Here is a 21,192-nt window from a genome sequence, read left to right on the forward strand (position 1 = left end):
CTGCATGGCCGTCATTTTGCCGCATGCCGGCGCGAGCGCACGATCTGATAGCCCGGCCGCCAGAGATAGCGCACCGGGACCGAGATCATGTGGACCAGCCGGGTGAAGGGGAACAACAGGAAGATCGTCAGGCCAAGGAAGATATGCAGCTTGAACAGCCAGTGCACATTGACGATGTGATCCGCCGCGCCCGCCTGGAAATAGACGATCCCCTGCGCCCAGGACATCAGCAGCAGCATCTCGTGCCCGTCCAGATGCTGCGCCGAGACCAGGATGGTCAGCAGCCCCAGCACCAGTTGCGCGACCAGCAGGATCAGGATGCCGTTGTCGGCCGGCGACGAATGGGCGCGGACGCGCGGATCGGTCAGCCGCCGGTGCAGCAGCATCCCGCCGCCGACCAGCGCCATCACCCCGGCGATGCCGCCCGCCGCCATCGCAAGGATCTGCTTGGCGCCGTGGCTGATGCCCATGGCATCGAAGACCGCGACCGGCGTCAGCAGCCCGACCAGATGGCCGAAGAAGATCACCAGCACCCCGACATGGAACAGGACCGAACCGATGACGAATTGCCGCCGCCGCAGTATCTGGCTGGATTTCGATTTCCAGCTGAACGGGTCGGCGTCGTAGCGGATGATCGAACCGAGGATCATCACGGTGATGGCGATATAGGGATAGATCCCGAAAACGAAATTATGCATCGAAGCCTCCTTTACCTCGGGGCCGCCGGGGCGCGCGGGGCGTCCATGCGGGCAAGGATGTCGCGGCTGATCGGGCAGCCGGCATCGGGGTCGGGGCCGAAGGTCACCTGCGCCTCGGCCCAGACGGCGTCCAGCGCCTCCAGATCCTCGGGGTCGTCGTCCGGGATCGCGGCCAGTTCGGCCGGCGTATCGGCGGGTGCGGCGGCCAGCCCGGCCAGCGCGGTCAGCACGGCGGCATAGCGGGTGTCGCGCCGGATCAGCCGTTCGGACAGCGCGACCAGGATATGCCCGGCATCGGCCAGGATCGCCCGTGCCTCGGCCAGGGGCCGGGTGGACAGGTATTCCAGCAGCACCGGCAGGTGGTCGGGCAGTTCCGTCCCGGCCAGATCGAAACCATGGGCGCGATAGGTCTCCAGCAGGTCGACCATCGCCCCGCCCCGGTCGCGGCTTTCGCCATGGACATGTTCGAACAGGTTCAGCGACAGCGTGCGCGAGCGGTCGAACAGCAGCACGTAGCGTTCCTGCAGATCGTAAAGGTCGCCCTCGCGCAGTTCGCGCAGCAGGTGGCCGATCTCTTCCATGCGCTTCGGCCCGAGCAGCCCGTCCCGGCGCAGTGTCGCGTCGATCTCGGGCAGGGCCGCGATCAGGTCGGGGCCGGGATAGGACAGCAATGCGGAAAGTGCCTTGAAGGTCTTCATGCGATGAACTCCTGCGGGCTGCGGAACTTCTTGCCGCCGAACAGCGACGGTGTGTTGCCCGAGGAACAGCCGTGCCCGTCGGTAAAGCCGCAGCCGCCCTTCAGGTCATAGGCGTCCTCGACCACCTCGCGATGGGTGGTGGGGATGACGAAACGGTCCTCGTAATTGGCGATGGCCAGCAGGTGATACATCTCGTCGATCTGCTGCGGTGTCAGGCCGACGCGGCTGGCCACGCCCAGGTTGACCACCCCGTCCACCGATTTCGACCGCATGTAGCTGCGCATGGCCAGCATCCGCTCCAGCGCGGCGGCCACGGGCGCCTCGTCCCCCGCCGTCAGCATGTTCGCCAGATAGCGCAGCGGGATGCGCAGGGACCGCACGTCGGGCATGTCGTCCTGCGCGGCGATCCGGCCCGCCTCGGCCGCGTTCTGGATCGGCGACAGCGGCGGCACGTACCAGACCATCGGCAGGGTGCGGTATTCGGGATGCAGCGGGAAGGCGATCTTCCATTCCATCGCCATTTTCCAGATCGGGCTGTTCTGCGCGCCCTTGATCCAGTCCTCGGGCACGCCTTCGGCACGGGCGGCTTCGATCACCTGCGGATCGTTGGGATCAAGGAACACGCCGAGCTGCGCGTCGTAGAGGTCCATCTCGGACTCCGCCGCCGCCGCCTCGGCGATCCTGTCGGCGTCATAGAGCATCACCCCCAGATAGCGGATGCGCCCGACGCAGGTCTCCGAACAGACCGTCGGCTGGCCCGATTCCAGGCGCGGATAGCACAGGATGCATTTCTCCGATTTTCCGGTGGACCAGTTGTAATAGATTTTCTTGTAGGGGCAGCCCGAAACGCACATCCGCCAGCCCCGGCACTTGTCCTGGTCGATCAGCACCACGCCGTCCTCTTCGCGCTTGTAGATCGCGCCGGACGGGCAGGAGGCCACGCAGGTCGGGTTCAGGCAGTGTTCGCAGAGCCTGGGGAGATACATCATGAAGGTGTTTTCGTATTCGCCGTAGATGTCCTTCTGGATGCCCTCGAAGTTGTAATCCTTGCCGCGCTTCTCGAATTCGCCGCCGAGGATTTCCTCCCAGTTCGGGCCCCATTCGATCTTTTCCATCCGCTCGCCGCTGATCTTGGAGCGCGGACGCGCGGTCGGGAATGCCTTCATCTCGGGTGCCGATTTCAGGTGGTCATAGTCGAAATCGAAGGGCTCGTAGAAATCGTCGATCTCGGGCAGGTCGGGATTGGCGAAGATATTCGCCAGAATCCGCCACTTGCTGCCCTGCCTGGGTTGCAGATGGCCCGAGCGGGTCCGCACCCAGCCGCCGTTCCAGCGCTTCTGGTTTTCCCAGTCCTTGGGATAGCCGATGCCGGGTTTGGTCTCGACATTGTTGAACCAGGCGTATTCGACCCCCTCGCGCGAGGTCCAGACGTTCTTGCAGGTGACCGAACAGGTGTGGCAGCCGATGCACTTGTCCAGGTTCAGCACCATGCCGATTTGTGCGCGCACTTTCATTTCGCTGCCTCCGTCGCTTGGCTTGCGGGTTGTGTCTTCAGCGGCTCGTCCAGCCAGTCGATCCGGTTCATCTTGCGGACGATGACGAATTCATCGCGGTTCGAGCCGACCGTGCCGTAATAGTTGAAACCATAGGAAAGCTGCGCATAGCCGCCGATCATGTGGGTGGGCTTTGGCACGATGCGCGTGACCGAATTGTGAATGCCGCCGCGCTGGCCGGTGATCTGGCTGCCCGGCGTGTTCACGATCTTTTCCTGCGCGTGATACATGAACATCGAACCTTCCTTCATGCGCTGGCTGACCACCGCGCGGGCGGCGATCGCACCGTTGCTGTTGAAGACCTCGACCCAGTCGTTATCGACCAGCCCGGCCGTCCGGGCGTCGGTCTCCGACAGCCAGACCACCGGCCCGCCGCGGTTCAGCGTCAGCATCAGGAGGTTGTCGGTATAGGTCGAATGGATGCCCCATTTCTGGTGCGGCGTCAGAAAGTTCAGCACCACGTGCTTTTCGCCGCTGGCCAGCGATTTCGTGGCATGTACGCCGATGGTCTTGAGATCGACCGGCGGGCGCCACGTCACGAAGCCCTCGCCGAAGGCCCGCATCCATTCGTGATCCTGATAAAGCTGCTGGCGCCCCGACAGGGTCCGCCACGGGATCAGTTCATGCACGTTGGTCCAGCCGGCGTTATAGCAGACCTCCTCGCTTTCGATGCCCGACCAGGTGGGGCTGGAGATGATCTTGCGCGGCTGGGCGGCGATGTCGCGGAAGCGGATCTTCTCGTCCTCCTTGACCTCGGCCAGGTGGCGGTGGTCGAGGCCGGTGGTGCGGCCGAGCGCATCCCATGCCTTCACCGCCACCTCGCCATTGGTTTCGGGCGCCAGCATCAGCACGACCTCGGCCGCGTCGATGGCGGTGTCGATCCGCGCCATGCCCCGGGTCGCGCCCTCCTCGGTGACGGTGCCGTTCAGCGCCTGCAGGTGATGCACCTCGGGCTTGGTGTCCCAACTGATCCCCTTGCCGCCGTTGCCGAGCTTCTCCATCAATGGCCCCAGAGCGGTGAAGCGCTTGTAAAGGTTCGGATAGTCACGCTCCACCTCGATATAGGCGGGCGCGGTCCGGCCGGGGATCAGGTCGCATTCGCCGCGCTTCCAGTCGCGCACCACGGGCTGGGCGATCTCGCCGGGGCTGTCATGCTGCAGGGGCAGTTGCACCACGTCCGTCTCGACCCCCAGCACCTCGGGCGCGAGTTCCGAGAACTTGCGGGCGATGGACTTGAAGATTTCCCAGTCGGACCGCGATTCATAGGCCGGATCCACCGCCGCCTGCAGCGGGTGGATGAACGGGTGCATGTCCGAGGTGTTCATGTCGTCCTTTTCGTACCAGGACGCGGTCGGCAGGACGATGTCGGCATAGACGGCGGTCGTGGACATGCGGAAGTCGATCGTGACCAGCAGGTCGAGCTTCCCCTCCGGCGCCTCGTCGTGCCAGACGGCCTCGACCGGTTTCGCGCGGCCTTCCTGCCCCAGATCCTTGCCCTGCACACCGTGGGATGTGCCCAGCAGGTGCTTGAGGAAATATTCATGCCCCTTGCCGGACGACCCGAGCAGGTTCGAACGCCACACGAAAAGGTTGCGCGGCCAGTTCTCCGGCGCATCCGGATCTTCGCAGGACATCTGCAATTCGCCCGACTTCAGACGTTCGGCCACATAGTCCTTCGCCGGGAGGCCCGCTTGCTTTGCCGCGCGCCCGACCTCCAGCGGATTGGTCTTCAACTGCGGCGCCGAGGGCAGCCAGCCCATGCGTTCGGCCCGGATGTTGTAGTCGATCAGGCTGAGCCGGTGCCAGTCGCCCTCGGGCGCGGTGGGCGACAGGATTTCTCCCGCCTTCACCGTCTCGTAGCGCCACTGGTCGGTATGGGCATAAAAGGCGCTGGTCGAGTTCATGTGCCGCGGCGGGCGGTTCCAGTCGAGGGCGAAGGCAAGCGCGGTCCACCCGGTCTGCGGGCGCAGCTTTTCCTGGCCCACGTAATGCGCCCAGCCGCCCCCCGACTGGCCGATGCAGCCGCACATCACCAGCATGTTGATGACCGCGCGATAGTTCATGTCCATGTGGAACCAGTGGTTCATCGCCGCGCCGATGATGACCATGGACCGTCCCCTGGTCTTTTCGGCATTGTCGGCGAATTCGCGCGCCACCTGCACGATCCTGTCGCGGCGCACGCCGGTGATGCGCTCGGCCCAGGCGGGGGTGAAGGGCACGTCGGCGTCGTAATCGCGTGCGACATTGTCGCCGCCCAGACCCCGGTCCAGACTGTAATTCGCGCAGAGCAGGTCGAAAACCGTCGCCACCAGCGCCTCGCTGCCATCGGCCAGCGTCACGCGGCGGGCGGGCACGTTGCGGGTCAGCACCTCGCCCCGCTCGTCCAGCGCAAAGCCGTTGGTGGCCGCACCGCCGAAGAAGGGGAAATCCACCGCTGCGATCTGGTCGTGATCGCCCTCCAGGATCAGGCTCATCTTCAGGCGCACGTCACGCTCGCCGGCCTTCTGTTCAAGGTTCCAGCGCCCGGTTTCCGCGTCCTTGCCGTCTTCGGCGCTCCAGCGATGACCGATGGAGCCGTTGGGCGCGACCAGATCGCCCGACATCTCGTCGATGGCGACGGTCTTCCAGTCCGGGTTGCCATGCTGGTCCAGCGCGCCGGGCAGGTCGGATGCGCGCAACTGCCGTCCCGGCACCAGCCGGTCGCCCTGCCGGTCCAGCACCACCAGCATCGGCATGTCGGAATAACGGCGGCAGTAGTCCTCGAAATATTCGGTCTGCCGGTCGAGGTGGAACTCGCGCAGGATGACATGGCCGAAGGCCATGCCGAGCGCCGCATCGGTGCCCTGCTTGGCGTTCAGCCAGATGTCGCCGAACTTCGCGGCCTCGGAATAGTCGGGGCAGATCACCGCGGACTTGGTGCCCCTGTAGCGTGCCTCGGTATAGAAATGCGCGTCGGGCGTGCGCGTCTGCGGCACGTTCGAGCCCCACAAAAGCAGGTAACCCGCATTGTACCAGTCGGCCGATTCCGGCACGTCGGTCTGTTCGCCCCAGGTCATGGGCGATGCCGGCGGCAGGTCGCAATACCAGTCGTAGAACGACATGCAGGTGCCGCCCAGCAGCGACAGGTAACGCGTCCCCGCCGCGTAGGAGATCATCGACATGGCCGGGATCGGCGAAAAGCCGAACACCCGGTCGGGGCCGTATGTCTTCGCGGTATAGGCGTTGGCGGCGGCGGTGATCTCGGTCGCCTCGTCCCATGTGGCCCGCACGAAGCCGCCCTTGCCGCGGGTGCGGGTATAGCTTTCGCGCGCCGCCGGGTCGTTCTGGATCGCACTCCATGCCTCGATGGGACTCATGATCTTGCGCTTCTCGCGCCACAGCCGCATCAGCCGGCCGCGGATCAGCGGCGTCTTCACCCGGTTCGCGGAATACAGATACCAGCTGTAGGAGGCGCCCCGCGCGCAGCCGCGCGGCTCGTGGTTGGGCAGGTCGGGCCGGGTGCGGGGATAGTCGGTCTGCTGCGTTTCCCAGGTCACGATGCCGGACTTGACGTAAATCTTCCACGAACAGGAGCCGGTGCAGTTCACGCCGTGGGTCGAGCGCACGATCTTGTCGTGCCGCCAGCGTGAGCGATAGGTGTCCTCCCAGTCGCGGTTCTCGGTCGTGGTCTGGCCATGCCCCTTTGAAAACACGTCCTTGCGGGCGGGTTTCAGAAAGTTCAGGCGATCCAGCAGATGGCTCATGGCTGTCTCCTCAATTCTCAGGCTGGGTTGGCACCGCCGGCGATGGCGCGGCCGTTTTCAATGTCGTGCAGCAGTCCGCCCGGCCGGGTGTAGAACACCCATGTCACGGCAAGGCAGACCACGTAGAAGGCAAGGAAGGCCCACAGCGCGCCGAGCGCCGATCCGGTCATGGCGATCGAGCTGCCGTAGGCCTTGGGGATGAAGAAGCCGCCATAGGCGCCGATCGCGCTGGTGAAGGCGATGATCGCGGCGGATTCGCGGTCGGACTGGCGGCGGCGATCCTCGGGCGACAGTTGCGGCTCCAGCCGGGCGACTTCCTTGCGCATGATCACGGGGATCATCTGGAAGGTCGAGGAATTGCCGACCCCGGTAAAGAAGAACAGCGCCATGAACCCCGCGAAGAAGCCCCAGAAGGACAGTGCCTGCAGCGAAAGGATCACCAGCACGACCGAGGCGATCATCCCCGCGAAGACCCAGAAGGTGACGCGCCCGCCGCCGACCCGGTCGGCCAGCCAGCCCGATCCCGCCCGGCTGAGCGCGCCGACCAGTGGTCCGAGAAACACGAACTGCAGCGCGTTCACCTCGGGAAAGGCCAGCCCGATCAGCAGCGGGAAGCCCGCCGAATAGCCGATGAAGCTGCCGAAGGTGCCGATATAAAGGAGGCACATCACCCAGTTGTGCTTGCGCGTGAAGATGACCGCCTGTTCGCGGAAGCTGGCGCGCGCGTCGGTGATGTCGTTCATGCCCAGCCATGCGGCGGCGGTCGAGGCGATGATGAAGGGCACCCAGATGAAGCCCGCATTCTGCATCCAGAGCTGCCCGCCGTCGGACAGGACCTGCGGCGCGCCACCCATGGCGCCGAAGACGCCCATGGTGATGACGATGGGGATCAGGAACTGCATCAGCGACACGCCGAGGTTGCCCAGCCCCGCGTTCAGCCCCAGCGCGTTGCCTTTTTCCGCTTTCGGGAAGAAGAAGCTGATATTGGCCATGGAGGAGGCGAAATTGGCCCCGCCCAGCCCGCAGAGCAGCGCCAGCGCGATGAAGATCAGGTAGGGCGTGGCCGGATCCTGCACCGCATAGCCGATGCCCATGGCCGGGATCAGCAGCGAGGCGGTGCTGAGCGTGGTCCACAGCCGCCCGCCGAAGATCGGCACCATGAAGCTGTAGAAGATCCGCAGCGTCGCCCCCGACAGCGCCGGCAGCGCCGCGAGCCAGAACAACTGGTCCTGCGTGAAGGCGAATCCGATCGAGGGCAACCGGGCCACGACCACCGACCAGACCATCCAGACCGAGAAGGCCAGCGTCAGCGCGGGGATCGAGATCCACAGGTTGCGCTGCGCGACCTTGCGGCCCCGATCGGCCCAGAAGGCCGGATCCTCGGGGCGCCAGTCCTCCAGCACGCGCGGCATGACGGTGCGCTCGGGATCATGCACCTCGGCCAGTTCGGGAAAGCTCGGCAGCCGGTCCAGCGCCTTGCCATGGGCCTGCCGCTCCATCGCGCGGATCGACAGGTGCATCCAGGCCATGGACACGATGGTGACGACCAGCAGCAGCGCAAAGCTCGAGGTCCAGATGCCGGTCAGGTCCAGAAGCGCGCCGAAGACGATGGGCAGGACGAAACCGCCCAGCCCGCCGATCATGCCGACAAGCCCGCCGACCGCGCCGACGTGGTCCGGGTAATAGACCGGGATATGCTTGAAGATCGCGGCCTTGCCCAGGCTCATGAAGAACCCCAGCGCGAACAGCGTGACCACGAAGGGCCACAGCCCCATCTCGGTCGAGAAGGTGATGATCCCGTCCTTGCCCCGGATCGCATAATCGGTCGGCGGATAGGACAGCATGAACAGGAACAGCGTGCAGAAGCCCAGGGTCCAGTACATGACCGTGCGGGCGCCGAAGCGGTCCGACAGCACGCCCCCATAGGCGCGAAAGACGCTGGCCGAGAGACTGAATGCCGCGGCCGCAAGGCCGGCGACGCGCAGGTCGACGCCGTAAACCTCGGTCAGGTAATGCGGCAGCCACAGCGCCAGCGCGACGAAACCGCCAAAGACGAAGAAATAGTAAAGCGAGAACCGCCAGACCTGCAGCGATTTCAGCGGCGCGAACTGCTGGGCCAGCGTCGGCGCCGCGATCCCCTCCGCACGGCGCCTTTCGAAACCGGGATCGTCGCGCGCGACCAGCAGGAAGAACAGGCCCATCAGCCCGATGCCGACGGCCCAGATCTGCGCCACGGCCTGCCAGCCCCAGGCGACCAGGATGAAGGGCGCGAGGAACTTGGTCACCGCGGCGCCGACATTGCCCATGCCGAAGATGCCGAGCGCGGTGCCCTGCCGCTCGGCCGGGAACCATTTCGACACATAGGCCACGCCGATGATGAAGCTGCCCCCCGCCAGCCCGACGCCAAGCGCGGCCAGCAGGAACCCGGCATAGCTGCTGGCCCAGGTCAGCGCCCAGGTTGCCACCGCCGTGAACAGCATCTGCAGCGAAAACACGAGCCGCCCGCCGTAGCGTTCGGTCCAGACGCCCAGGATCAGCCGGGTCAGCGATCCGGTCAGGATCGGCATGGCGATCAGCAATCCGTACTGGAATTCGGTCAGGCCGAGTTCGTCCTTGATGGTGATCCCGATGATCGAAAAGATGGTCCAGACTGCGAAACACAGCGTGAAGGCGGTGGTGCTGAGCCACAGCGCCTTTTGCTGCTGCATCGGGGGCGGAGAATATGGGTCCGGCATGGCGGCTGCTCCGATTGGTTCTTCGCGTGGTCACTCGCCCCGAAGCAGCACGGGCGGGCGGGCGGGCGATTTGATCTCGGTCAATGTGCGAATCCGAAGCCGGAAAAACCGTGTTCATTTGGATTTCGGTAACGCGATCGGGGTTAAACGATAAACCGGGAACCCGTGTTTGCCTGAGTGAGAGATGACAAATGTGTTATGATGGATTGATTAAAATCAATAATTGGGTCAGTGTGAATCACCCGTAACCAGTCACCAGTTACCCACAAGGACAGCCCAATGCGCGAAGAAGACCGGGCCGAAATCCGCAACCTGCCCCTGTTCCACGAGATGGCGAGCCCCGCTTTCGATGCGCTGATGCAAGCGGCCTATGACCAGGTCTTTCCCGCCCAGCTGGAACTGGTCCGCCAGGGCGAGGGCGCGAATTTCCTGCATGTCGTTCTGGAGGGCGCGGTCGAGCTCTATGCAGGCTGGCGCAATCAGGAGACCACCATGGCGGTGGTCCAGCCGGTCGCGACATTCATCCTTGCGGCCTGCATGCGCGATGCGCCCTATCTGATGTCGGCGCGCACGCTGCAACGGTCCCGGATCGTTCTGATCCCGGCGGTGGACGTGCGCGCAGCCTTCACCAATGATCCGGGCTTTGCGCTGGCGACGGTGCAGGACCTCTCCGAAAGCTATCGCAGCCTCGTGCGCCATGCCAAGAACCTGAAGCTGCGCAACGCCCGCGAACGGCTGGCCGCCTATCTGCTGCAAAGATCCGCCGAAGCGGGCAATGCGAAGGGCTTCGTGCTGCCGCAGGAAAAGCGGCTGCTGGCCTCGTATCTGGGGATGACGCCGGAAAGCCTGTCGCGGGCCTTCAGGACGCTGGAGGATCATGGCGTGCATATCGCCGGAATGCGCATAACCATCACCGATCCTGCCGCGCTGCGGGCGCTGGCCCGGCCCGACAACCTGCTGGACGCGGCCCTGAACATCCCCTGAGACCACGTGGCCCGGCCAGGATGAAAGGCGGGAATATTTCTGGCCAGATCAGTCGGTTGCGCGGGGAAGCTGTCCTTTTATCTCATGCCCGGTCGGGGGCGGACAGGCGTGGTCTCCGCGGCCTTTCCTGCGCCTGCTTGCCCGCCCGGCCTCGGCTGCCTTATCTGCTTTCGATCACATCGTGCCCTATATTATGATGCCTGCGCCAAGGGGATTCCTGTCATGACGTTGACGACATGTTGACACCTCGGGGTGATGACATCGGCGGGATTTCCGGCTTGAATCCCGAAACCCAGGGTGCCCGAAAGGTCCACGTGGCGGACGGGGTTGGGCGAAAACCGTTCAGCAGGGTCGTCCTCCGGCGCGGCGTCCGGTTTCCATCCGCGAGAAGGAGCAACAAAGGGTGATGATCGAGCGCCTCATTCCGCCTTCCGGCCCCGGTGCTGCCCAAGAATCCGGCACGTTGGTCACGGTGATCGACCGCGGGCGCGGCACCATCGCGCGGATGCTTTCGGTCATACGATGATGTTGTTCACTCCGGCGCCGGACGGGACCAAGACGTGACAAGGAACAGCCCCCTCAGGCTTCGGCTGGTTGCGGAGTTCCTGGGACTGTTCGTCCTGACACCGTTCCTGGTGGCCGTGTTCCTGCCGCCATCGGCCATGCTGGCCGTCCTGCTCGTCGTCACGGCGGCGAGCATGGTCCTGCTGCACCGCACGCCGGGATTTCGCTGGCGCGATCTCGCGGCCGGCTGGCGGCGGGTCGAGATCTGGATCGTGGCCGCGTTCTCCGGCGTCACGGTGGCCGCCGCGCTGGCGGTCGTCACGCTGGTGGCGCCGGAGGCATTCCTTGGTCTTTATCGCCTCGATCCGGTTACCTGGCTTGCGGTGATGGTGCTGTATCCCTTTCTGTCCGCCCTCCCGCAGGAAATCGTGTTCCGCCCGCTGTTCTTTCTGCGTTACGGGCGGATATTGCCGGCGGGGCGCATGGTGCTGGTGCTGAATGCAGCGGTGTTTTCGCTCGCGCATCTGCTCTATTGGAACTGGATCGTGGCCACCATGACCTTTGCCGGCGGGCTGGTTTTCGCCTGGGCCTATGTCGAGCGGAGATCATTCCCCCTGGCGGTCGTTCTCCATGCCGCGGCGGGCGATATCCTGTTCACCGTCGGGGCCGGAGTGTTCTTCTACACCGGCACCGTCGTGCGCCCGTTCTGATCTTCCCGGACTTTGCTGCACAGCGCTGGCGCGTTCCCGGCGCCAGACCTCGATCATCCACCCCAGCATGACGGCGTTGAGGATATGCCACATGAAATGCGTGCCCAGCGGCAGGGCGCCGCAGAGCGGCTGGTCCAGCGTGCGGAAGATCAGCGAGGCGATCAGGATCCCGGCGCCGATGGCAAGGCCGCGCGCCGTTCCGGGCAGGCGTTTGCGCAGCAACAGCGCATAGATCAGGATCAAGAGCGGCACCGGCGCATAGCTGGCCGAGGACCCAAGGCCGGGGATCATGGCGAAAAGCGGCGCCGTCGCGGCGGCATAGGGGATGACGCCCGCAGCCACGAGCGCGGCGAGCCGGGGCCCCGCGCCGAGCCAGTCCCGCGTGGCGGCGAAAACGTATAGCAGGACGAAGGCAAGGATCGGCAGCACATCCAATAGCCCGGTCAGCCGGTTCGCATGGGTATGAAACAGCCAGGAGCCGATGCCGATCACGAACAGCACCGCCGCCAGCGCCCGGCCCATTGCCATCTCCGGCCCCCGCAGCCGCGGCCAGATGACAAGGGCGGCGATCAGGAAGGCCAGGTTGGTCACGGCGTTGACCGGCTCGGACCAATAGTCCGGCCCGGTGCGCTCGCAATAGGCATCGACAGGGGAAAGCCAGTTCATCGGGACGGGTTCCCGCACAGGTCGTCTTGCGGGGGCGGCAATTGCGCGGGGTCGTGGAGTGTCGTGCAATCCTGCATGTCGATCCTCGTTGTCCGCACCGCCCAGGGGCCTTGGAGTCGTGAACCGGAGCTTCGCTCCTGCGAGCGGGCAAGGCAAGCGATCCACCCGCTCGGCAGCCGCCGGCCCGGTTCGGACGGATTCCCCCGGGCCGGGACGTGTCGCTGCCGGATCAGTTCGAGGGGTGGCCGTGCCCGTGGCGGCCCACCTTTGCCATGGGGCATGACGCATAATAATATATGGAAACAGTGGCTTGCATAAGTCGCCGCCGCCTCCCCGCGTTTTCGTGATTGCATGATGATATGTTATTACGTAACTAGATTCGCAAATCACAAGGGAGGCTGCGGCATGTCGGCGCGAGGCGTATTTTTCAGCGGTGTATCCATGATCGCATTGGGGGCGGTGCCCGCCGGCGCGCAGGAGACCGCGAATGAACCGATCACCCTCGACACGGTCGTCATCACCGCGACCCAGTCCGAGCGCAGCCTGCGCGACGCGCCCGCCAGCATTTCAGTGATCGGCGGCGAGGATCTGGAAAAGCGGCCCGTCCATGACCTGGCCGATGCGCTTCAGGGTATGCCCGGCGTGACCATCAGCAGCGTGGGCGGCGGCCATCGCGGTATCTCGATCCGGGGGATGGATACGGATCACACCCTGGTGCTGATCGACGGGGCGCGGTTCTCGAACTCGGCCTCGGCTGTGGCGCATTCGGATTACGAACTGGGCTGGGTTCCGGCGGCGGCCATCGACCGGATCGAGGTGGTGCGCGGGCCGATGTCCTCGCTCTATGGCTCCGAGGCGCTGGGCGGCGTCGTCAACATCGTCACACGCCGGCCGGGCGACGAATGGCGTTCGGCGGTGACGCTGAACGGTGCGGCGACTCCGCGCGGCAGGGGTGGCGATCAGGCGGGGCTGAGCCTTCACGCCGACGGACCGCTGGTTCCCGGTGTGCTGGGGCTGAGCGTCTGGGCCGAGCACCGCCGCCGTGCGGCGCTGCCCTCGGTTGCGGATCCGCAGGCGTCCTCCCTGGGCGAGCACGAGACCAGCATGGCGGGCCTTGGGCTGACATGGACGCCGGACGACCGCCAGCGCATCGCGTTCGATTTCGGCGCGGGCTACGAATCGCGCTGGCGCGATGTGGTTGCGGCGAGCGGCAGCTATCGTTCGGACGACCGGATCCGGCGCAACCGCGCGGTGCTGTCGCATGAAGGCGAATGGGGTTGGGCCGACAGCCGGCTGCGCCTGACCCGCAGCACCCTTGAGCGCGAGAACCGCCGCAGCGACGGCGGCGTGCCCTCGGGGCCGCACCGGCTGACCGATACCGTGCTGGACGGGCAGGTTGCCCTTGCGCCGACGGGCGCGCACAGCCTGACCTTTGGCGCCGAAATCCGCGATGAAAGGTTGAGCGATTCCACGGTCAACGCGGTGGGCAAGGCCAGCCAGACCCATTACGCGGCCTTTCTTCAGGACGAGATCCGGCTGGCCGAGGGGCTGGAACTGGTGCTGGGCACCCGCTTTGACCGGCACGAGAATTTCGGCTGGGAGATCAGCCCGCGCGCCTATCTCCTGTGGCACGCGAATGATGCGCTGACCGTCCGGGGCGGTGTCGGCAGGGGCTTTCGCGCGCCGACCCTGAAAGAGCTGTCCCCCGAATACGAGGCCATCGGCGGCGGTGGACGTTTCACCATCATCGGCAACCCCGATCTGGAGCCCGAAACCAGCGTGACCATGGAACTCGGCGCGGATTACGCCGGGCCGGGATGGTCGCTTGGCGCGACGCTGTTTCAGAACGACGTCTCGAACCTGATCGAGACCACCTGCATTCTTGCCTGCGACCTGCCGCGCGGCTCGACCCGGACCTATAACAACGTCAACAAGGTGCGTATCCGCGGGGTGGAACTGGGCGGCGATTTGGAACTGCATCGCGACTGGATGCTGCGCGCGCATTACACCTGGCTGGACGCGGTGGATCGCACCGACGGCTCGCGCCTGCACGGGCGCCCGCGCCATGCCGCGACGGCAGAGGTGGAATGGTGGGCGAGCACGAATTTCTCGGCCACCCTTCGCCTGCAATACACTGGTGAGCAGGCGACCTCGACCGGCAGCGGGCGAGCGCCCGGTTATATGATGGCCTCGCTTTTCGGAGATTACGCGGTGAACGACAGGGCGTCGATCCGCTTCGGGGTCGAGAACATCGGTGACAGGCGGCTGGCCGACGACGACCCGGCCTATGCGATGGTCGATCCGGGCCGCCGCGCCTTTCTGGGCCTGACGGCGAGGTTCTGAGGATGCGGGCGATTGTTCATGCGCTGGCCTTACTGGCGCTGCTGGCCGTACCGGTTTCGGCGCAGCAAGACCGCGCCCCGGTGCTGCGGGTGCTGGCCTCGGATTTCGTGCTGCCGGGCAAGTTCCGCGCACTGGCGCCCCTGGCCGAGGCCGAGGGCGTGGTGCTGGAATCGGTGACCGTCGGGCCGGATGCGGGCGATCTGCTGACGGGCGCTGACCTGATCTTGCTGGACGTGCCGCGGGGCAATGACCGCGCGCAGGTTGAGGCCGCGCTGGAAGGGCGGGGCGGCGTGCCGCGCCTGACCGTGGGCGGCGGGCCGCCCGACTGGCAGGAGCTTGCGCCGCAGGACGCCGCGCGGCTCGCGGGCTGGTATGCGGCGGGGGGTGCGGAAAACTATCGCCAGTTCTTCCGTTATCTCGCCGCATGGTCGCGGGACGCCCCGCGCGAGGGTTTCCCCGACCCCGTGCCGCTGCCCGAGACCGGCATCTATCACCCCGACGCGCCGCAGATCTTCGACAATGTTTCCGATTATCTCGACTGGACCGGCGGTCAGGGCAGCGTGGTCGGCGTCGCGATCAGCCCCGGCGCGGTCACGGGTCTGCAAAGCGGGGTTGAGGATACCCTGATCCGCGCCATCGAGGCCGAGGGGCTGATCCCGGTTGCCTTCTGGGCGCCGCAGGACGCGGTGGCGGCGCTGGCGCGCGAGGCCGGTCTGGCCGCGCTGGTGGTCCGCACCCATATGCGGGGCGGCCCCGATCTGGCCGAGGCGGTGCTGGAGATGGACATCCCCGTCATCCAGACGCTTGGTTATCGCGACGGTTCCATCGCCGATTTCCGGCAGGCGCAAAGCGGCGTCGGTCAGGGCGCGGCGGCGATCTTCCTTGCCGGGGCCGAGGTCTGGGGCGCGTCCGATCCGCTGGTGCTGATGGCCGTCGAGAATGGCGAGGAGGTCGTGATCCCCGAACAGCTCGACGCGCTGACGGCCAAGCTGCGCGGCATCGCTGCGTTGCAGCGCAAGCCCGATGCCGAAAAACGCCTCGCCCTGCTGTTCTGGAACTATCCGGCGGGGGAGCGGAACCTTTCCGCCTCGAACCTCAACGCGCCGCGCAGCATCGCCGCGATCACCGAGGGGCTGGCCGGGGCGGGCTACGGCGTTGACACCATCACCGAGGATCAGGCGATCCGGGGCGCGCAGGCGCTGCTTTCCGCCATCTGGCGCTCGACCCCGCCCGAGGAATTGCTGGCCGAGGGGCTGGCCGCGACCCTGCCGGTCGGCGACTACCGCGACTGGCTGGAGACCCTGCCGCCCGAGCGTCAGCGCGAGTTGCGCGCCTCGGGCGATCCGGCGCGGCACCCTGCTGTGCGCGAGGTGGACGGCGTTCCGTCCTTTGTCATCCCGCGCCTGCAACTGGGCAATCTGGCGATCCTGCCGCAGATGCCGCGCGACGCTCACGGTCATGGGCATTACCATGACACCGCCGCCGCGCCGGATCATCTGTATCTGGCCGCCTATCTGTGGCTGCGCGAGGGCTTCGGGACGGATGCGATCATCCATCTGGGCACGCATGGCACGCAGGAATGGCTGAAGGGCAAGGACCGCGGGCTGTGGGCCGCCGATTATCCCATGCTGGCGGTCGGCGACGTGCCGGTCTTCTATCCCTATCTGCAAGACAATGTGGCCGAGGCGATACAGGCCAGGCGCCGGGGCCGGGCGGTGATCGTCAGCCACCAGACCCCGCCCTTCGCCCCCGCCGGTCTGCAAGAGGATCTGCGCGACATCCACCACCTGATCCACGACCACGCGCAATTGGCCGAAGGGCCGGTGCGTGACGAGGCTGCCCGCCGTATCCGTCAGGCGGTGGCGGAAAGCGGCCTCGACGCCGATATGGGCTGGGACGAGGCGCGGATCGAGGCGGATTTCGACCGTTATCTGGCGGAACTGCATGACCACCTGCATTTCCTTGCCCAAAGCGCGGTGCCTCTGGGCCTGCACACCTTCGGCAAGGCCCCCGATCCCGATCACCGGCTGGTCACGGTGATGCAGCAGCTTGGCCCCGATTTTCTGGACGGTTTCGCGGATGATGATGAACCTGCCATCGAGGACCCCGACCGCATCATGGACAGCGCGCCGGTCGCCACATTGCGCCGCTGGCTGCGCGAGGGCCAGCCCGACGGCTCGGACACCGCCGAGCGTGCGGCCGAACTCGACGCCGCACTTGCCGCGCCGGGCGAGATGGAATCGCTGCTCGCGGGCCTTTCGGGCCGTCTGGTCCCGCCGGGCGCGGGCGGCGATCCGATCCGCAATCCCGACGTGCGCGCGGGCCGCAACCTCTATGCCTTCGAGGCCGACCGCATCCCGGCCGAGAGCGCCTATGCGGCGGGCGGCGAGGCGCTGGCGCAGGTGATCGACAGCTATCGCGAGACCCACGGCAGGATGCCCGAGAAGCTGGCCTTCAGCCTCTGGGCCAGCGAGGCGATCAGCCATCTGGGCGTGACCGAGGCGCAGGTGCTGCACGCGCTCGGCCTGCGCCCGGTCCGGGACCGTGGCGGGCGGGTGACGGCGCTGGAGATCATCCCCGCCGAGGAACTGGGCCGCCCGAGGATCGACGTCGTGATCTCGGCCACCAGCGTCTACCGCGACCAGTTCGACAGCTTCATGCGCCTGCTGGCCGAGGCCATCGACCGGCTGGCGGAACTGGACGAGCCGGGCAATGCCGTGGCCGCGAACAGCCGCCGCATCGCCGAGGGGCTGGCCGCTCAGGGCATCGCGCCCGATCAGGCCGCGCGGCTTTCGCGCTATCGCATCTTCAGCAACGAACCCCAGAGCTACGGCTCGGGCGTCAGCCATGTCACGCTGGACTCCACAAGCTGGGACGACGAAGCCGTGCCCGCGCAGACCTTCCTGAACGGCACGCGCTACGCCTATGGCGCGGCGGGCTGGGGCGAGGCGCCCGAGGGCGTCAACCTGTTCGCCGAGCAGTTGCGCGGCAGCGATGCGGCGATCATGTCGCGCTCGTCGAACCTGCACGGCGTGCTGGGCACCGATCACCCGTTCGAGCTTCTGGGCGGGCTGGCGCTGGCGATCCGCCATCTGGACGGGGCAAGCCCGGAACTGTTCATCTCGGACCTGCGCCGGGGCGCGCCGCGCACGGCGACGCTGGCCTCGTTCCTGTCGGATGAATTGCGGCTGCGATACCTCAGCCCGCAATGGATCGAGGCGATGCAGGACGAAGGCTATGCCGGCACGCTGGCGGTGCTGGAGGGGGTGAACAACCTGTTCGGCTGGCAGGTGACGGCGCCGGAAAGCGTGCGCGCCGATCAGTGGCAGGCGATGTTCGACACTTATGTCGCCGACAGCCGGGACATGGGGATCGAGGACTGGTTCGAGACCCATAACCCCTCGGCGCAGGCGCAGCTTATCGCCCGCATGGCCGAGGCGATCCGCAAGGATTACTGGGACGCGCCCGAGAATACCCGTCGCCTGATGGCCGAACGCTGGCAGGAACTGGCCGCCATGCCCGAGGTGCGGGCGGGCGAGGCCGGGGCGACGCGCGAATTCCTGGCCGCGATGGCGGCGGGCTATGGGCTGGACGCCGCGCCCGCGCCTGCCGAGGCCGAGGCGGCGGGCGCCGAACCGGCAGCGGCAGACCCTGCGCCGCCCGATCCGGCCCCGACCCCTCAGGCGCAACCCGAGCAGGTTCAGGGCCGCGTCCTCGAACAGGTGCAACCCGCGCCGCCCCCCGACAGCCGCCTGCCATGGGGCCTTGCCCTGATGATCGCGCTGATCGGCCTTGGGGCTGCGATCCAGATCGGAACCAACCGCAGAGAGCCAACAACAGAGAAAATGCATGACCTCGCTTGAGACCACCCTTTACGAATTGTCCCGCCTGTTCCTCGTCCCGGTTCTGGCGCTGATCCTTGCCGCGCTGGCCTATGCGCTGGTCAGCTTCGGCATGTTCCTGGCCGAGGCCGCGCAGCGCAGGCGCGGCACATGGCGGCCCACGCTGGCCCGCCGCGCGGCATCGCCCGCCAGCGACGACCTGGAACTGGAGATCCTGCGGCGCACCGAATGGCTGCGCATCACCTCGCGCGCCGCGCCCATGCTGGGGCTGGTGGCGACGATGATCCCGATGGGTCCGGCGCTGCTGGCGCTCGGGCGCGGCGACGGCATCGGGGTCGCGGACAATCTGGTCGTCGCTTTTTCCTCGGTGATCCTTGCGCTGGTCGCGGCCTCGATCTCGTTTCTGGTGCTGACCGTGCGCCGCCGCTGGCTGCTGGCGGAACTGCGCGATCACGAAAGGGCGGCGTGATGCGCTTTCTGGAACCCGAGGACGACGATCCGATCCTGTCGGTGGTCAACCTGATCGACCTGTTTCTGGTGGTGATCGGCATCCTGATGATCGTGATCCTGCAGAACCCGCTGAATCCTTTCGCGGCGCAGAACGTCACCGTGGTCGAGAACCCCGGCACCGAGGAGATGCGCATCACCGTCAAGGAGGGGCAGGAGTTGCGCCGCTACGAGGCCAGCGAAGGCATCGGCGAGGGGCAGGGCATCCGCGCGGGCATCACCTATCGCCTCGATGACGGCCGCATGATCTATGTGCCCGAGGACCAGCCGGATCAGCCCCCTGACCTGTAAGGCTGGCGGCACGGCCCCGGCGATCGAGTCGGAGAACGACATTGCGGGCCCTGCCGATTTCACTTAATAATAGTTATGTAATAACATTTCGAATCGGGAAGATATCATGCCGGAAAGCCAGCAAAGCCGCGACACCCGCCTGCCCGTCACCGTCCTTTCGGGGTTCCTCGGGGCGGGCAAGACCACGCTCCTGAACCACATCCTGAACAACCGCGAGGGCCGCCGGGTCGCGGTCATCGTCAACGACATGTCCGAGGTGAACATCGACGCCGATCTGGTCCGCGACGGCGCCGAACTGTCGCGCTCGGAGGAAAAGCTGGTCGAGATGACCAATGGCTGCATCTGCTGCACGCTGCGCGACGACCTGCTGACCGAGGTGCGGCGGCTGGCCGCGGAGGGGCGCTTCGACTACCTGCTGATCGAATCCACCGGCATCGCCGAGCCGTTGCCGGTGGCCGCGACCTTCGATTTCCGCGACGCGAACGGGGACAGCCTGTCGGACGTGTCCCGGCTCGACACCATGGTGACGGTGGTCGATGCGGTGAACCTGACCAAGGATTTCTCCAGCCACGATTTCATCGCCGACCGGGGCGAGTCCCTGGGCGATCAGGACGAGCGCACGCTGGTCGATCTGCTGACCGACCAGATGGAATTCGCCGATGTGATCGTGCTGAACAAGGCCAGCGAGGCCGGCCCGGCGCGGCTGGATCAGGCCCGCAAGATCGTGCGCGCCCTGAACCCCGACGCCCGCTTGATCGAAACCGATTTCAGCCGGGTCGATGCGGATGCGATCTTTGACACCGGCCTGTTCGACTTCGATCGCGCCCATATGCATCCGATGTGGGCCAAGGAGCTCTACGGTTTCGAGGATCATGTGCCAGAGACCGAGGAATACGGCATTTCTTCCTTCGTCTATCGTGCGCGTCGCCCCTTCCATCCGCAGAAGATCCACGACGCGCTGAACGGCGACTTACCCGGCGTGATCCGCGCCAAGGGGCATTTCTGGATCGCCTCGCGTCCCAACTGGGCGGTGGAGTTTTCGCTGGCGGGCGCCATGTCCAGCGTCACGCCTCTGGGCGGCTGGTGGGCGAGCGTGCCGCGCGAGCGCTGGCCGACGCATCCCGACAGCTTGGCCGAGGTGGCAAGGCACTGGAAAGACCCCTGGGGCGACCGCCGGCAGGAACTGGTCTTCATCGGGGCGGGTATGGACAGGGTGGCGCTCACCGCGGCTCTGGATGCCGCGCTGGTCGAGGCCGCGGAGTTCACCCCCGACGCCTGGGCAAAGCTGCCCGATCCGTTCCCGAAATGGGGCCAGCGCAGGGTTGCGTAAGCGGCCGGGCTCCGAACCTGTCCTGAACCGACCGGTGCACCGCTCCATGAAAATCCGCGCCGCCGTTGTTCGTAAGCCCTCACCGGAAAGATCGTGACGCATGAGCACTGTCCGGGGCCGCAACCTGGCCACTTCGCTCAAGCGGCGTAACCGGCCGCGCCCGATGGAGCGGTACGACCGCCTGCCGCCCGAATTGCGCGGCTGGCTGGCCGGCGCGGCATTGCCCTGGAGCCCGCATTCGGCGCTGAAGCTCTGGAGGCGGCTGAAGCGGGAATGCCAGGGCGATATGGCGGCTATCCGGCGCCGGATGGATCTGGCCGAGGCGCGCATGCTGGCGCGGGATGCGCCGAAGATCTGGGGCCATGCCTACCCGACCGAATTGATCGCCGCCGATACCCGGCCGGCATGATCTGATATGATCCCCACCGAACCGGATTATCCGCTCAAGGATCGGGGGCGTCGTCAGGGCCGTTCCCGGGTGTTCCGGCGCGCGAAATAATCCGCTGCAGGCTGGCGCCGGCTGCGCTGCCGGCCGGCCGTGTGGAACGGCGGGATTTCTGCAGATCGAACGCGCCAAAGGTGCCATCC

13 protein-coding genes and 1 pseudogene are annotated in these 21,192 nt (G+C 66.3%); 8 read left to right on the plus strand and 6 right to left on the minus strand.

All coding sequences use genetic code 11. From position 1 onward, the window contains the following. Positions 1–11 precede the first annotated feature (11 nt). From narI to B0B01_RS13560, 5 genes are read right to left on the minus strand one after another with little or no spacing between them, the layout of a single operon-like run. On the minus strand, positions 12–698 hold the full coding sequence (gene narI / locus B0B01_RS10445) for a respiratory nitrate reductase subunit gamma (RefSeq protein WP_076649801.1): 687 nt from the start codon (positions 696–698) through the stop codon (positions 12–14). 11 nt (positions 699–709) lie between these two features. Then, positions 710–1,396 (minus strand): nitrate reductase molybdenum cofactor assembly chaperone, encoded by a 687-nt coding sequence (gene narJ, locus B0B01_RS10450; protein ID WP_076649802.1) that lies wholly within the window; start codon positions 1,394–1,396, stop codon positions 710–712. Continuing rightward, entirely contained in the window at positions 1,393–2,910 is a 1,518-nt protein-coding gene (gene narH / locus B0B01_RS10455) for a nitrate reductase subunit beta (RefSeq protein WP_076649803.1), read from the minus strand. Before narH ends, narJ begins: the two co-directional genes overlap by 4 nt. Then, on the minus strand, positions 2,907–6,692 hold the full coding sequence (locus B0B01_RS10460) for a nitrate reductase subunit alpha (protein ID WP_076649804.1): 3,786 nt from the start codon (positions 6,690–6,692) through the stop codon (positions 2,907–2,909). Before B0B01_RS10460 ends, narH begins: the two co-directional genes overlap by 4 nt. Positions 6,693–6,709: 17 nt before the next feature. Beyond that, the gene (locus B0B01_RS13560) at positions 6,710–9,427 is read right to left on the minus strand and encodes a nitrate/nitrite transporter (protein WP_076649805.1); all 2,718 of its coding nucleotides are present in this window, start codon (positions 9,425–9,427) and stop codon (positions 6,710–6,712) included. Positions 9,428–9,706: 279 nt separating this feature from the next. Between B0B01_RS13560 and B0B01_RS10470 the strand changes: the two genes are divergently transcribed. Together B0B01_RS10470 and B0B01_RS10475 are read left to right on the plus strand one after the other, a co-directional pair. Beyond that, positions 9,707–10,411 carry a helix-turn-helix domain-containing protein gene (locus B0B01_RS10470; protein WP_076649806.1) on the plus strand — a complete coding sequence of 235 codons (705 nt, stop codon included), beginning with the start codon at positions 9,707–9,709 and terminating at the stop codon, positions 10,409–10,411. Positions 10,412–10,971: 560 nt separating this feature from the next. Continuing rightward, the gene (locus B0B01_RS10475; RefSeq protein WP_076649807.1) at positions 10,972–11,625 is read left to right on the plus strand and encodes a CPBP family intramembrane glutamic endopeptidase; all 654 of its coding nucleotides are present in this window, start codon (positions 10,972–10,974) and stop codon (positions 11,623–11,625) included. Between the two features lie 21 nt (positions 11,626–11,646). Here the strand turns inward: B0B01_RS10475 and B0B01_RS10480 are convergent. Then, positions 11,647–12,291: pseudogene (locus B0B01_RS10480) on the minus strand (ceramidase domain-containing protein); the annotation flags it as partial. Positions 12,292–12,732: 441 nt separating this feature from the next. Between B0B01_RS10480 and B0B01_RS10485 the strand changes: the two are divergent. The 6 genes from B0B01_RS10485 (at position 12,733) to B0B01_RS10510 (ending at position 21,013) form a co-directional block, all read left to right on the plus strand. Next, positions 12,733–14,634, plus strand: a complete 1,902-nt coding sequence (locus B0B01_RS10485; protein WP_076649808.1) for a TonB-dependent receptor domain-containing protein — start codon at positions 12,733–12,735, stop codon at positions 14,632–14,634. A gap of 2 nt (positions 14,635–14,636) precedes the next feature. Next, positions 14,637–18,497, plus strand: coding sequence for a cobaltochelatase subunit CobN (gene cobN / locus B0B01_RS10490; protein ID WP_076649809.1), 3,861 nt, complete (start codon positions 14,637–14,639; stop codon positions 18,495–18,497). Continuing rightward, positions 18,484–18,945 carry a MotA/TolQ/ExbB proton channel family protein gene (locus B0B01_RS10495; protein ID WP_076649810.1) on the plus strand — a complete coding sequence of 154 codons (462 nt, stop codon included), beginning with the start codon at positions 18,484–18,486 and terminating at the stop codon, positions 18,943–18,945. Before cobN ends, B0B01_RS10495 begins: the two co-directional genes overlap by 14 nt. After that, positions 18,945–19,274, plus strand: coding sequence for a DUF2149 domain-containing protein (locus B0B01_RS10500; protein ID WP_076649811.1), 330 nt, complete (start codon positions 18,945–18,947; stop codon positions 19,272–19,274). The genes B0B01_RS10495 and B0B01_RS10500 overlap by 1 nt, the downstream gene beginning before the upstream one ends. 106 nt (positions 19,275–19,380) lie before the next feature. Next, entirely contained in the window at positions 19,381–20,604 is a 1,224-nt protein-coding gene (gene zigA, locus B0B01_RS10505; protein ID WP_076649812.1) for a zinc metallochaperone GTPase ZigA, read from the plus strand. 100 nt (positions 20,605–20,704) lie between these two features. Continuing rightward, positions 20,705–21,013, plus strand: a complete 309-nt coding sequence (locus tag B0B01_RS10510) for a DUF6525 family protein (RefSeq protein ID WP_076649813.1) — start codon at positions 20,705–20,707, stop codon at positions 21,011–21,013. Positions 21,014–21,192: the final 179 nt, after the last annotated feature.

It is taken from the genome of Pontibaca methylaminivorans, from assembly GCF_900156525.1.
GTDB classification, from domain to species: domain Bacteria; phylum Pseudomonadota; class Alphaproteobacteria; order Rhodobacterales; family Rhodobacteraceae; genus Pontibaca; species Pontibaca methylaminivorans.